Source organism: Pseudomonas sp. FSL W5-0299 (genome assembly GCF_005930655.1).
Taxonomy (GTDB): domain Bacteria; phylum Pseudomonadota; class Gammaproteobacteria; order Pseudomonadales; family Pseudomonadaceae; genus Aquipseudomonas; species Aquipseudomonas mandelii.
The window spans coordinates 180,312-193,782 of the sequence record NZ_RXHX01000002.1; the positions used below are offsets into that span (position 1 = coordinate 180,312).

Annotated in this window: 15 protein-coding genes and 1 tRNA gene; 3 read left to right on the forward strand and 13 right to left on the reverse strand. The window is 57.7% G+C overall.

The window, feature by feature from the left end; genetic code table 11:
- The first annotated feature begins 408 nt into the window (after positions 1-408).
- Complete coding sequence (locus FHL16_RS04570; RefSeq protein WP_238706150.1) at positions 409-732, forward strand: hypothetical protein; 324 nt, start codon at positions 409-411, stop codon at positions 730-732.
- 61 nt (positions 733-793) lie between these two features.
- Here FHL16_RS04570 and FHL16_RS04575 read toward each other — a convergent pair whose 3' ends face one another.
- From FHL16_RS04575 to FHL16_RS04615, 10 genes are all read right to left on the reverse strand, one after another.
- Positions 794-1,033 (reverse strand): DUF7706 family protein, encoded by a 240-nt coding sequence (locus FHL16_RS04575; RefSeq protein ID WP_238706151.1) that lies wholly within the window; start codon positions 1,031-1,033, stop codon positions 794-796.
- An 82-nt stretch (positions 1,034-1,115) separates the two neighbouring features.
- The gene (locus FHL16_RS04580; RefSeq protein WP_077747578.1) at positions 1,116-1,955 is read right to left on the reverse strand and encodes a phage antirepressor N-terminal domain-containing protein; all 840 of its coding nucleotides are present in this window, start codon (positions 1,953-1,955) and stop codon (positions 1,116-1,118) included.
- 8 nt (positions 1,956-1,963) lie between these two features.
- Positions 1,964-2,122 carry a hypothetical protein gene (locus tag FHL16_RS33990; RefSeq protein WP_177346222.1) on the reverse strand — a complete coding sequence of 53 codons (159 nt, stop codon included), beginning with the start codon at positions 2,120-2,122 and terminating at the stop codon, positions 1,964-1,966.
- Positions 2,123-3,337: 1,215 nt separating this feature from the next.
- A tRNA-Thr gene (locus FHL16_RS04585) sits at positions 3,338-3,413 on the reverse strand.
- Positions 3,414-3,491: 78 nt separating this feature from the next.
- Entirely contained in the window at positions 3,492-4,316 is an 825-nt protein-coding gene (locus FHL16_RS04590; RefSeq protein WP_077747579.1) for an FkbM family methyltransferase, read from the reverse strand.
- Positions 4,317-4,659: 343 nt separating this feature from the next.
- Positions 4,660-5,889 (reverse strand): methyltransferase, encoded by a 1,230-nt coding sequence (locus FHL16_RS04595; RefSeq protein WP_077747580.1) that lies wholly within the window; start codon positions 5,887-5,889, stop codon positions 4,660-4,662.
- On the reverse strand, positions 5,870-6,559 hold the full coding sequence (locus tag FHL16_RS04600; RefSeq protein ID WP_010464640.1) for an ABC transporter permease: 690 nt from the start codon (positions 6,557-6,559) through the stop codon (positions 5,870-5,872). The genes FHL16_RS04595 and FHL16_RS04600 overlap by 20 nt, the downstream gene beginning before the upstream one ends.
- Positions 6,556-7,251: an ABC transporter permease gene (locus FHL16_RS04605; RefSeq protein ID WP_010464638.1), complete on the reverse strand. Its 696-nt coding sequence runs from the start codon at positions 7,249-7,251 to the stop codon at positions 6,556-6,558. The genes FHL16_RS04600 and FHL16_RS04605 overlap by 4 nt, the downstream gene beginning before the upstream one ends.
- Before the next feature lie 78 nt (positions 7,252-7,329).
- Positions 7,330-8,076: an ABC transporter substrate-binding protein gene (locus tag FHL16_RS04610; RefSeq protein WP_010464636.1), complete on the reverse strand. Its 747-nt coding sequence runs from the start codon at positions 8,074-8,076 to the stop codon at positions 7,330-7,332.
- Positions 8,077-8,089: 13 nt separating this feature from the next.
- On the reverse strand, positions 8,090-8,863 hold the full coding sequence (locus FHL16_RS04615; RefSeq protein ID WP_007897462.1) for an ABC transporter ATP-binding protein: 774 nt from the start codon (positions 8,861-8,863) through the stop codon (positions 8,090-8,092).
- Between the two features lie 553 nt (positions 8,864-9,416).
- Between FHL16_RS04615 and gabP the strand changes: the two genes are divergently transcribed.
- Complete coding sequence (gene gabP, locus FHL16_RS04620) at positions 9,417-10,808, forward strand: GABA permease (protein WP_077747581.1); 1,392 nt, start codon at positions 9,417-9,419, stop codon at positions 10,806-10,808.
- Between the two features lie 345 nt (positions 10,809-11,153).
- Positions 11,154-11,480, forward strand: a complete 327-nt coding sequence (locus FHL16_RS04625) for a hypothetical protein (protein WP_010464627.1) — start codon at positions 11,154-11,156, stop codon at positions 11,478-11,480.
- Positions 11,481-11,557: 77 nt separating this feature from the next.
- On the opposite strand, the gene FHL16_RS04630 is transcribed toward FHL16_RS04625, so the two are convergent.
- Genes FHL16_RS04630 through FHL16_RS04640 form a run of 3 tightly spaced genes read right to left on the reverse strand, consistent with a single transcriptional unit; the run spans position 11,558 to position 13,444 of the window.
- A complete protein-coding gene (locus tag FHL16_RS04630) occupies positions 11,558-12,010 on the reverse strand; it encodes a hypothetical protein (protein ID WP_077747582.1) in 453 nt (150 codons plus the stop codon).
- 5 nt (positions 12,011-12,015) lie between these two features.
- Positions 12,016-12,432, reverse strand: coding sequence for a hypothetical protein (locus FHL16_RS04635; protein WP_010464618.1), 417 nt, complete (start codon positions 12,430-12,432; stop codon positions 12,016-12,018).
- A gap of 37 nt (positions 12,433-12,469) precedes the next feature.
- Positions 12,470-13,444, reverse strand: coding sequence for an alpha/beta hydrolase family protein (locus tag FHL16_RS04640; protein ID WP_077747583.1), 975 nt, complete (start codon positions 13,442-13,444; stop codon positions 12,470-12,472).
- Positions 13,445-13,471 lie beyond the last annotated feature (27 nt).

Consider the following 13,471-nt stretch of genomic DNA (forward strand, 5'->3'; position numbering starts at 1 on the left):
GCACATTGCGGTTCATATAACCCTCACTCTGCGGCCTCAAATAAACAGCCGTAACATCTCTCGGGTCGATTCGTCGTTTAAGCGGATCCTCACGCAATAGTGATTGCCTTCCGCCTCGCGCTTTCACGGTCCCCATATCCACGACGGTCACGGCATGGGGGCTGTTATTTGTTAGCCACAAGTAATCGCCATCCTGATCGCAGGCGACATAAATACTGACGGAATTTCTATTTCTGGCGAGGGTATAGATCGAAAGGAGTAGTGCGGCTGTTGAGACTATTAAAGCCCCACCAGCAGTGGTGAATTCGAAATCAGCCATAAAATCCTTCCTCTACCTGCGCGAGTTCTTTCCTGGATGGGTGATTGATAACAGCCCGCCTGCTTTGGTGCAATACGCCCAGTGGCGCTATGCGCAACAACCTTCTCATGCAAAACTACTGTTCGCCCGTACAGTATTGGTTGTTTTTTATGGCTCGCCATCTGCCTCCATTCCGCCCTGTGACGAAAGCGGAACTGCGCTACTTCTGGAGCAATCATCCCGAAAGCCGGCGGCTGGTGCTCGAAATTGAGCGCTACCGTCGTGTGTTCGCAGAAATCGACGGCTTGTACAAGACCACGCACCAGGCGTGGCGCGATCACTTAGGCGGCAATCTGACTGCCTTGCATCTGCTCCAGCAGGTGATGACCGTGGAACGCGAGCGGCTACCTACGGAAGTCGCTGACAGGGATTGAACCCAATAAAAAGCCCCCACGCTCCGATAGAGGGTGGGGGCCGGGTGAATGTGACGGCGAATCAGCCCGGGGCATAACCGGAGCGTGCCAAGACATCCTGCAGTTTATCGAAAGCCTGTTTCATCAAGTGGGCCTCATCGTCGCCTAAAGCATTGCTGGTAAATTCGAACCATCCCACCCGCTTGGCGAATTGTGCGAGAGCCAAGGTTTCAGCGTCGGTCAAAAACTCGCTTTCGGTGGCACCTGCTGAGGTAGTGATGGTTAGTGTATTTCCGTCGCGGCTATCTGGTGTCTCACTCATGTTCGTAGTCCCCATGCTGTTAAGAAGTGAAAGCTATCGCCCTTACCTTCTGCTTACCAAGACGGTAAGGGCTGCCTTCACCTTATTGGGCCTGGATTTGGGCGACCTTCTTGAACACCCAGCACTTGGTCGTGGTTTTGCGAATGATGCTGTCCACCGCCTTTTGCCCCAAAAACTGTGGCTCGGTGCAGCGCTTCAACGCGTTGGTGACGTCGGTACCGATGATGGTCTGAATGCCATTAGCAGCGAGCAGTTCGATCAGGTGCGGCATGTTCAGCGCGATCAGTTGCGAGTCCTTGGAGTGGTTGTAGGCGATGCCCTTTGTGTCCAACTGCAGGAGCGCGCCCCAGAACTCTGCGACCACGTCAGCTTGTGGCGGCTCGACGGTTCCTATGGCGTCCAGATCCGGAACGGGCAGGCCCATGGCGTTAGATAGATGTGTGATCTCAATGCCGAGCATGTCCCGCATCGATCGATTACGGCTGCGCATCAACTCTTTCAGCAGCGTCAGGCGATGTTTCGAAAGGCTGATCTGCTGGGTGATGGTGATGGTGACAGCACCAGGTCGAACGGCCGCGCCTTGTGTCCAGTAGTTCCAAAGCACCTCGTCGCACTCTTCCTGGTATTGGATGATCTTGTCCCGCAGCTCGGGCGCTACCTTGTTCGGGCTGATTGAGTAGAGCCAGGCTGCAAGCTTACGCAATGGGATGCAGGTCATCGAGCGCAGCTTGCCATCTTCAGCAACGGTGGAGATTTCCTCCACAGTTGAACTGAACTTCTCCACCAGCTTTGTACGTTGACCGTTCCAGTCGATGCCCATGTTCGTGACGATGGGTTTCATCGCTACATATGGTTCGTTGTTCTGGCCAACTAGCACTACGGTGTCGCCGTGAAACGGAACAGGCATAAGTTGAGCGTTCATGTGCTTTCTCATATGGCACCGCCATGCGTTTCCAGAACGCGCACCTGGTGCATGTGATGGTTGTAGCGCTTGAGGCGGGTTGAGAGGGAGGAGTTAGCGTGCAGCGCGGCGAGAGCCATGCGGCGATGGGCAAGTGCACGGATTTTGGACGGAATGAAGGCGGTCATATGCAGTTCCTTTCTGAGTTGGAGCTGCGGCCTCGTCGCCAAACGAGGGTGGCAGCTGTACGCAGGTTGGCGAACCGGGGAAAGGTACCCGGCAGACCCTAAGGTCTCCCGCGCACAGCCGCCATAACACGGAACTGCGGGCACAAAAAAAGCGCCTGCTGTCGTGATGGGCGCTTGTGCGCCTTTCTATCCGGGTCGCCAAACCCGTTCGCTGAATTGGCAGCGACGACCACAATCTACTGGCGTACCGAATACTGGTCAACCATTTGTTTACAGGTATTCGAGCCGACACAACGAAGATGTGTCGCAGTGCGGCCGAAAATAACCCATCACAACATATCACTAGCCCCTAGTCCCGTCCATCAATCACTGCCCGACGACCCAGTAAACGCGGGGCGCGCGGGCCAGCGAAGGGGCGGTGTGGTCGCGCAGTGTCGATGACCTGGGCAGACCTCGAACGGGGCAGCAGACGCGCACCCTTTTGGGGCGGTGCCGGTCGGGCTGGGTGGGTCTTCACCTGGCGCGCGCCGTCGTCCCCCCGCCACGCCTGCGGGCTAAATCGGTCTCAATTTCTGCACCCCTGCACCCATCCTCCGGCAGCGCCTGCTGGGCCTCTCCTGAGCGAATAGAGGTCGAGAAAACCCTACAGAACCCTGCACGCACCCCTTGTTTTCCGAACAGCCGGGAGCGAGATCCGGAGGCCCTTTTTTCAGGTGACCCATGGGAAACAAGTAATTTAGGTATGAGCAGGTGAGGAATCGGCTGTAGCCCGCGTGCGATGCGGTTTTGAGCACTTACTTTGCAGTAGCTTTTCTGAGTAATTGGGGGAGTAATTTTTCTATAACTATATGATTTATATAGATATTTTATTTTCGATTTCTGACCTAGGTAAAAGGTAATGTTATTTCTATATATTACTTAAAACTTACCTAATCCAATAATCTAGAAGCCTTGTGGTTTAAGGCTTTCAGAGCGGTCCCGGAAAAACTTACCAAAAATACCGGTTTCCCATGGGTCAACATAAAAATCGAAATCGGCTATAGGGGGGGCGGCAGGTATTCGCGCGCTTTCCCGCTGCAGCTGTCGCACTCGCATGCACGCTCTACGGCAGCTGCGCATGCATTCGTAAACAGGCGCATTGCGCGCTTATTACGTCCCTTATTACGTCTAGGGCAAAAAACAAGGGCCTGCATCACTGCAAGCCCTTGATTTGTATGGTGCCGGCACCAGGAGTCGAACCCGGGACCTACTGATTACAAGTCAGTTGCTCTACCAACTGAGCTATACCGGCGTGTTAGGGCGACGATTATAGCGATTGGGTTGGTTCTGTAAACCCCTGAATTCAGACTATTTTTGCGCAGGTGTCAGGTCAGGCGCGAAGCAGGGTTTTCTTGAGTTTCTGAAGGGCTTTCCAGGTGCGGCTGTTTTGCATCGCACGTAGCTGTGCTGCGGCCTGTTCGGCGCGTTGCAGGGCGGCGGCGAGTTGGTGTTCGGCGTCGCTGACGGGGTGGCTGAAGTTGTGGCCTTTGCAGAACTGGAACTCGTCCAGGTTGCACGGCGGGATGTCGAAGGCGGGTTTGAGGTTCAGGTGTTCGTTGGCCAGGTAGTAGGTGTTGATGCCGTCGAACAGGATGGATTGATAGCCGGCGTCGGTGACGAGGGTTTCCCAGGCTTGGTCGCGGTCCCATGGGGTTTCGATGAGGATGACCCACGGTCGCCATTGGCTGAAGTCCATGCCGCGCAGGACGGTTTCTTCGTGGCCTTCGACGTCGATTTTCAGAAAGTGGATCTCGCGGCCCTGGGCGTGTTCTTCGCAGATGGAGGTCAGGGTGCGGGATTGGACGGTTTGGCTGCGCACGTCCATGCCGGCGTCTTTGTGCATTTGCGCCATGGTCGGGTCGAGGGTGGAGAGGCCGGTACCGGCGATGCCATAGAAAGTCAGGTCGTTGGCGCTTTCACCGGCCACGCATTGCAGGTTGGTGTCTTTGGCGCGTTCCTGGCACAGGGCTTCGTAATAATTGGGCATCGGTTCAACGTTGATGCCGGTCCAGCCACGGTCATAGAAAGCTTTGGTCACGGAGTCGTGAGTGGGGTGGTTGGCACCGACGTCGATATAGAAGCCGTTTTCGACGGTTTTGAGGGCGCGCCACAGGCGTATGTCTTCGAAATTCTGTGCGTAAGAAATGAACGTCACTGTGGCTTCCTGTCTGTCAGAGATTTCTTGTTCGTGGGCGCACTTTGGCGCTCTTGTCTGCCTGTATAACAAGGGTGATCGCGGCACGCAATTTTCCGCCGAGCGCGACCGGGTTTCGGCGGTTATGTCCTTTTCGTCGGACGCTTATGCACAACGGCCGCACTCAGGAGTGGCGCTCATGACTTTTTTGTGGACCCATTCTCATTTGTGCGCAAATGCCTGTTTTTCTCGGTTTTTTATCATGTGTACGAAAATTGAACAGTAGCGTTTCACCCCTGAAACAGGCGGTTATATTGGATCCATGATAATTCCATCAACAGAGTTATCCACAGGCTGTGGCTTTTTACGGACGTTCTGCCAGGAGCAGGAAATTGCGCGGCGTGAGCGGGGTTTTGCAGAAGGTGCCGAGGCGAACGGTGTAGCCCTGATCGGCCAGGAAAAGTGCCCGATCGAGCACCAGCCAAAGCTCCAACGGGCGTCGAAATAGGCCTCGCAGTAATTCCAGATTGCGCACTTCGGCAAGTCGCTGCCAGCCAGCGGCTTCGAGTGCTGACCAATCTTGCGGGCCGGTTGTGGATAACTCTTTCAACGCGGCCAAATGATGGCAGTAGTCGGCGAAGGATTTATCCAGCCAGGCACTCGGTAGGGAGGGAGTTGGCAGGTACTCGTCAACGCCACGCAGTTGTCTTTGCAGCAGGTCGAAGCCGAGGCGCCGGGCCATGGAAGTGTCGCGCTGACGTCTGACGCGAGCCCCGGCGGTGACGGTTTCGCTCATCGGCAACGAGAGATCGTCGAGGGAGAGTTGTAGGTCGGATCGCAAACCGGCCGGGGAAAGCGGTTGGTACGCAGTAAGGCTGATTCGGTTATAGCAGCAGGGCGCGATCGCCAATTGTTTGCAGCCTGCGGCGCTGGCCAATTGAATGAGCCGCACGTGCAGATCACCACAAGCATGCAGCGCAACGGGCGTGTGATCGGCATTCAACATCGCAATGGTATCCGCCGCGAGCACATCCTGTTCGACATGCAGCGCATGCAGGTGATGGCGTTGACTGAGCGCCTGGCCGCTGGCAACCAGCGCAGGGTCGTATTCCAGGCAGGTCAGTTGTTGGCCGTGTTGCAGCAACCGTCGACCCAAATGGCCCTTGCCTGAACACCAATCCAGCCAATGCCTGGGCGGCGAGGTAAACGACAAACGACTGGCGAACGCTTCAATCTGCTGCCACTTACGGCCCGGCACATCGACATTCAATCGATGCCCGGCCGCTTCCAATGCATGCGCCGGCAACTCGCCCACCGAATCCAGCTCAAGGGACAGCGCCGCCAACGCAGCAAATGGCTGCGGCGCATCCAGCAAACCGGGTTGGTTATGGCTGCTTTCCGCATCCTCCAGCGACCGGCCGCGTAGCCACGTTGCCAGTTCCGGGTAGGACGCTTCCCAAGGAAGTTGCAGATGAGTAAACGGACGAGGTTTCCACAACGCCTGATGCTTTATCAGAAAAGCATCCAGCGCCGTGAAACGGGCGAGCAGAGCCTCGCCCGTCAGCACAGGAGAATCAGCGCCCTTGGCAGGCATCGACGCGCAGCCAGCGCTCCAGCAGCTTGAAGCCACGCACCAGCACGTAAGCCATCAGCAGGTAGAACATGCCCGCGGCGAAGAAGATCTCCACCGGCAGGTAAGTCCGGGCAATGATGGTGCGGGCCATGCCGGTCAGCTCCAGCAGGGTCACGGTGCTGGCCAGCGCGCTGGCCTTGAGCATCAGGATCACTTCGTTGCTGTAGGCCGGCAGGCCGATGCGCGCGGCACGGGGCAGGATGATGTAGAACAGCGCTTTCGGTCGGGACATGCCCAGCGCCCGCGCGGCCTCGATCTCGCCCGGCGGGATCGCCTGAATTGCACCACGCAGGATTTCGGCGATGTAGGCCGCCGTGTGCAGGGTCATGGTCGCCGTGGCACACCAGAACGGATCGCGCAGGTACGGCCACATCGAGCTGTTACGGACCGCATCGAACTGCGCCAGGCCGTAATAGACCAGGAACAGCTGAACCAGCAACGGCGTGCCCCGGAAAAAGAAGATGTAGGCGTAGGGAAATGCCCGCACGTACCAGAGCCGCGATGAGCGCGCGATGCCCAGCGGAATGGCCAGCAGCAAACCCGCAATGACGGCGATGGCCACCAGTTCCAGGGTCAGTGTGGCGCCCTGGGCCAGCTTCGGCAGCCACTTGATGATGACTTCCCAGTTCATTGGGTGCTCCTCGCGAAGCCGCGAGCGGCGCGTTTTTCCATGAAGTACATGCCCGTCATGGCCAGAATGGTCAGGCCCAGGTACATGAACGCGGCCACCATATAGAAGGTGAACGGTTGCTTGGACACGGTCACGCCAATTTGCGCATGACGCATGATTTCTTCCAGGCCGATCACCGACACCAGTGCCGTGTCCTTCATCAGGATCATGAACAGGTTGCCCAGGCCGGGCAGGGCGATGCGCCACATCTGCGGCATGATCAACCGGGTGAAGATGCGAAACTTCGACAGGCCCAAGGCGACGCCGGCCTCACGGTGACCTTTGGGAATCGCCAGGATTGCACCGCGGAACACTTCCGTGGCGTAGGCGCCGAAGCACAGCCCCAGCGCAATCACCCCAGCGGCGAAGGCATTGAGTTCGAGGTCGGGATTGCCGAAAAACTCGCCCAGGGCACGCATCAGGTTGACCGTGCCGAAGTAGATCAGCAGCACCCACAGTAATTCCGGGATGCCGCGAACCAGTGTCGAATAAGTGCCGCCAAGCCATTGCAACGGCTTGTACGGGGAAGTCTTGGCCAAGGCGCCGAGCAGACCGAGCACCAGCCCCAGGCACAGGGCCGAGAGTGCCAGTTTCACAGTCATCAGCGCGCCAGCGGCGAGTGCCGGGCCGAATCCGTAGAGATCGATAGTCATGGATTTCTTTTCAATGTGCAGCAGGCAATGCCAAGGGCTGGCGCCGTCAAAGAACGGCGCCGGCCAGGCAAGTCAGAATCAATAGATGCTGAACGGGAAGTACTTGTCGTTGATCTTCTTGTAAGTGCCGTCTTCGACGATTTCTTTCAGGGCAAGGTTCAGCTTCGCGCGCAGGGTGTCGCCTTTACGTACAGCGATACCAATCTTGTCGCTTTCTTCCACCGGGTCGCCCTTGAATTCATACGAACGACCGGCGTCGCTTTTCAGCCATTCGTAGTTGACGTATTTGTCGGCCAGGATGCCGTCCAGGCGCCCGGAGGTCAGGTCCAGATAAGCGTTTTCCTGGGTGTCGTAGAGTTTGACTTCGACGTCTTTCATGTTGTCTTCCATCCAGGTGCCGGCGAGGGTCGCACGTTGTGCGCCGATCACTTTGCCTTTCAGGGAATCCTTGTCGGTTTTGAACTCTTTGTCTTTCGGCGCGATGAACTGCAGTTTGTTCGAGTAGTACGGCTCGGTGAAGTCGACCGCTTGCTTGCGCTCGTCGGTGATCGACATCGAGGAGATCAGGAAGTCGAACTTCTTGGCGTTCAGGGCCGGGATGATGCCGTCCCAGTCGGACGTGACCACGGTGCAATCGACTTTCATCTTGGCGCACAGGGCGTCGCCGATTTCCTTGTCGAAGCCGACGACATTGCCACTGGCATCTTTATTGTTGAACGGCGGGTAGGCCGCTTCGATGCCCATCTTCAGGGTTTCAGCCATGGCACCGGCGCTGAACGCCAGGGTGACGGCGGCAGCCAGGAAGACTTTTTTGAAGTTCTGCATGCGGGTAGCTCCGTTAGCGGTTGCTGGACATGAATTGTTTGCAGCGTGCTGAAAGCGGGTTTTCGAACACCTGCTGTGGCGATCCTTGCTCTTCTACCAAGCCCTGGTGGAGGAACACCACCTCGCTGGACACCTGACGGGCAAAGCCCATTTCGTGGGTGACCAGCAGCATGGTGCGGCCTTCTTCGGCCAGTGCGCGGATGACATTAAGTACTTCCTGGACCATTTCCGGGTCAAGGGCGGAGGTGGGTTCGTCGAACAGGATCACCTTGGGCTGCATGGCCAGCGTGCGGGCGATGGCCGCGCGTTGTTGCTGGCCACCGGACAGTTGCGCCGGATAGGCGTGACGCTTGTCAGCGATGCCGACCTTGGCCAGCAGGGCTTCGGCGACTTCGATGGCTTCGGCCTTGCTCTGGCCGAGCACCCGGCGCGGGGCTTCGATGATGTTGTCGAGCACGCTCATGTGCGGCCACAGATTAAAGTTTTGAAACACAAAACCAATCTCGCTGCGCAGACGGTTGATCTGCTTGCCGTCGGCAGCCACCAGTTCGCCGTTCTTGGCGGCTTTGAGCTTGAGTTCTTCACCGGCCACCAGGATCTGGCCCTGGTGCGGGTTTTCCAGCAGGTTGATGCAACGCAGGAATGTGGACTTGCCGGAACCGGAAGAACCCAGGATCGAGATCACGTCGCCGTCGCGGGCGGTCAGCGAGATGCCTTTGAGCACCTCGAGCTGTCCGTAGCGTTTGTGCAAGTTGCGAATTTCAAGCGCGGGCGTGGCCTCAGCCATGTGCGTTCCTCATAGTGTTTCGCTCCTGCTGTTGGTTGGCCTTCCTGGCGAGGCGGCCAAGCTAGCATAGCGTTCGAATGGCAGCCAACAGCGCTACGGGCGGTAAACGGGTGGCATGTGGCAGGTTGTCGCATCGGTACAGCAGACTGTCGCGCTGCTATCAACCGAACAGCCGTTTGAACCAGCTGCCCCGCGGGTGTCGCGTAAAAAAGGGCGCGATGTTGCCAGCTTTGACGGGGTGTTGGAAGCGCTAACCGGCCAAACGTTCCTGATCTGCACTTTTATTGTGCGTCGACACATTTTCAGGTGTGTTTCTGGTGCGTTGTTTCGTTCTCAAAGTGGGTCGCAGGGTAACGCTCTGGCGAATTGCCATTAATCTCAATGACTTGCGATGACTGTCTGGTCACGCCGCAGGCCCCGTGCTTCGGGAGTTTGAAACATTTTGGCGCAATTATTGCGTGCAGAATATGGAACGCCCTGTTGGTTTCTTTTTACGAGAAGGAACGCCGGACGGGATGGATGCAAATCGCTTTCCCTTACAAAGGTAGTTTCAATGAGCAGTACCCCAAGCTCCAATGGCCTCGAACAGGGGCTCAAACCGCGTCATGTGACCATGCTGTCGATCGCCGGGGTTATCGGCGCCGGCCTGTTCGTCGGCTCCGGCCACGCCATTGCTGCCGCAGGCCCGGCCGTGCTGTTGGCCTACGCCGCCGCCGGTGCTCTGGTGGTGCTGGTCATGCGCATGCTCGGCGAGATGGCTGTCGCCTCGCCAGACACGGGCTCCTTTTCGACCTACGCCGATCGCGCGATCGGTCACTGGGCCGGTTTCACCATCGGCTGGTTGTACTGGTGGTTCTGGGTATTGGTGATCCCGTTGGAGGCCAATGCCGCCGCGACCATCCTGCATGCCTGGTTTCCCAACGTGGCGATCTGGGCCTTCACTTTGGTCATCACTTTGCTGCTGACAGTGACCAACCTGTTCAGCGTGAAGAACTACGGTGAATTCGAATTCTGGTTCGCCCTGGTCAAAGTCATCGCGATCATCGGTTTCATCGCACTTGGCATCATGGCGATCTTCGGCTACCTGCCGAACAGCCAGGTCAGCGGCGTTTCGCATTTGTTCGACACCCAGGGCTTCCTGCCAAACGGCATGGGCGCGGTGTTGGGCGCTATTCTGACCACCATGTTTTCCTTCATGGGTACCGAGATCGTGACCATCGCGGCCGCGGAATCGAAGAACCCGGGCCAGCAAATCTCAAAGGCCACCAACTCGGTGATCTGGCGGATTGGTTTGTTCTACCTCGTGTCGATCTTCATCGTCGTGGCCCTGGTGCCATGGAATGATCCGGTACTGGCCGCTGTGGGTTCCTACCAGACTGTGCTTGAGCGTATGGGCATCCCGAATGCCAAGCTGATCGTCGACATCGTGGTGCTGGTCGCTGTGACCAGCTGCCTGAACTCGGCGCTCTATACCGCTTCGCGCATGATGTTCTCCCTGGGCAAGCGCGGTGATGCGCCGGCCGTTTCCCAACGCACCAACAAGAGCGGCACGCCGTACTGGGCCGTCATGTTGTCGACTGGCGCAGCGTTCCTTGCCGTGTTCGCCAACTACGTAGCCCCGGCTGCGGTGTTCGAATTCCTGCTGGCCAGTTCCGGCGCCATCGCGCTGCTGGTGTACCTGGTGATCGCGATTTCGCAGCTGCGTATGCGCAAACAACGTATGGCTCGCGGCGAAAAAATCGCCTTCAGCATGTGGCTGTTCCCGGTCCTGACCTATGCGGTGATCATCTTCATCGTCGCGGCCCTGACCATCATGCTGTTCCAGGAAGCCCACCGCGTCGAGATCCTCGCGACAGGTCTGCTGAGCTTGTTGGTCGTGGCTGCGGGCTTGTTCGTAGCGCGCCGTCGTCGCAACGAGCAGTTGATCGCAGCGGTTGCGCGCTGAGTGTTCTGACACTGTAGAAACACAGAAACGACCGCCATCAGAAATGATCGCGGTCGTTTTTGTTTTCATTCAGACGAGTGATCGGGCGTTTACCTGATGGACACAGTGATGGCTAGATAGTAGCCTTCTCGCCGAATGTGTATCTCGCTGTTGCGGGGTGCGATGGAGTTTCAGGACACGGATTGTTCGACGCCCCCAGCCTTCCTGGCTAAAGCCCCGACCCTTTCTTGCCTGCTCCCTCATCTGACGCGAGTCACAGATGCATTTGCGTGTGCTTGCCGTTTAAAGCGCTGCATGGAGAGCCCGGCCATCCAGCCAATCCATTGGGGCATCAAGGAGACAGGCATGGCGTTTACATCGGTTGTGTTCAAAAACCCTAACACCGGAGCCATGAAAGAAGCGCCAATCGGCTTCTCGTGGACCGTGTTTTTCTTTGGCTTTTTCCCGGCTTTGTTCCGTGGTGATTTCAAGTGGGCGGCGATCATGTTCGTCGTGGCCTGCTTCACGTTCAGCCTCAGCAACCTGGTGTTCATGTTCATCTACAACAAGCTGTACGTTAAGGACCTGATCGATGCCGGCTACAAGGCTCAGTCCATCGCCAAAGGCGAACTGGGTTATGCCAGCGCCAAGCTGGGTTTTGATATTCCGCGTCTGGAAGGTGTTGCTGCCTGATTGTTGTTTGAAGGTTTAAAAAAAACGGCCGCGGTCAGTGATGACAAGCGGCCGTTTTTGCTTTCAAGGGCGAGTATTTATTCGCTCTTTTCTTCCTGCGCATCCAGCGACTGACGATAGCTGTCCAGCGCATCGCCAAAATCAGTGATGAACTGCGGATCGGTCAGCCACGCCTGTGCGGCATCGCGGTCCATGCCATCGGTCCACATGCGGTAGTCGATCAGCATGTCGGCGGCCAGGTGAGTGGCGGCCATGGCTTCGTTGTCGGCGTTTTCCATGTCCAGCAGTTCTGGGTGGTCGCTGATGATTTCGGCGAGGTCCGACAGCAGGGCCTGCAGCATGTCGTTGCGGCTGATGGCTTCGGCGTCGCGCATTTTGCTGAACATCGCCAGGGTGTATTCCGGGATCGGCTCGCCGATTTCGCCCAGGTCATCGTCCAGTGCGGCGGGTTTGCGGCCATGGATGTTGATTTGTTTGGCTTTGATCTTGGCCCGCTTGGCGCGTTTTTGCTGTTTGTTCAGGGATGCCATTAAATTCAGTTCGCTTTCTGTTGGGTTTGGGCCGCAATGACGTCGGACGCCGCGACATAGTCAGCCTGGAAGGCTGGCGATTCGATCCACGCCAGGGCGCCGGCTTCATCGACTTCGGTGGACCATTGGCGATATTCGATCAGCGCTGCGAGGATGAAATCCATCGCACCTTCTTCGCCTTCCTGCTCGTACACCAGTTCCAGCAGCGGGTCTTCGAGGAAGGCCATGCACATTGCTTGCTGGCTGATTTTTTCGGCGTCGATCATTTTTTTGAACAGTTCGGTCAGGTCCACCGATTCGAAGTCGATGCGATCGTCATTCGGGTCCAGTTCCACCGGCGCGGCGGCCCGTTGGGTGCGGTTCTGCTTGGCCTTGGCTTTGGCGCGTGTGGCGCGTTTTTGCTGCTTGTTGGCGGAGGCCATGGGGGTCGTTCCGTATTTCGTTGAGTGGGCAAGTCCATCAGCTGCGTGGCACGCGCCGCCCGGGTGTGTCGGGGGCCAGTTCGCCGGTCCGCAGCCAGGACAATGCAATGGGCCATAGTGTGGCTTGGTATGCGCTGCGAAAAAAGGCGAAATGTCCGACTTCTTCTTCGCCGATGTCTTCGGGGGCGATTCGCAGGTGGGTATTTGTGCTGTGGGTGAAGTAGCCGAGCAGGCGCTCGATGGCGGCAATCGTACCGTATGGGTCGTCGCTGATGCTGATGGCCAGGGTTTTTGCGGTGACTGATGCAAAGGGAAGCCGGCCGGTTTTTGCGTGCATGAGGCGACCACTGGGCCGCGTTTCGTAGCGCGCAGTGGGAGTGCTCCAGTCGCGAACCACCGCAGCGGGCGTGTCCTCCAGCCAGCCGAGGCGTTTGCCGGGGAAGTAGCCGTAAAGCAGGGTCATCAACGGCATCACCACATGCCACTTGCCGAACATCCGCCAGCGATGGGCGGGCGCATAGTCGCGCCAGTAAGCGAATTGCGCGCCGACTGTCACCAAGTGCCGAATCAAATGCCCGGACGCTCCCAGACCCGCTGCACAGCCTCCAAAGCTGTGACCGACGACATCAATGGGCTGGCCTGGGAATTCGCGCTGCGCGCGCTTGAGCATCGCCTCGAAATCCAGCGCGCCCCAATCGGACCATGACGCCTGCAACCCTTTCAACGACGTTGGGCGCGACTCGCCGATGCCGCGGTAGTCATAGGTGATGACATCGAAATCGTTGGCGAACAAGTAGTCGGCGAAGCGCGAATAATGCCGGCAACGAACCGAGGTGGCCGCGTTGATGATGACGACCGGGCGCGCGCGGTCCTGAGAGGCGTGCCGCCAAGTGAGGCCGCCGAGGATGAAGGCGTCTGCGGCGGGCTCCTTGAACGGTTCGCCCGCAGTATCGGTGGTCAGCGACAATTCGATCTGAGTCGGTGCCAGTGAAGGCATGTCCTGCAAATTCATCGGCTTTGGACCTTTGCGGGTTAGTTG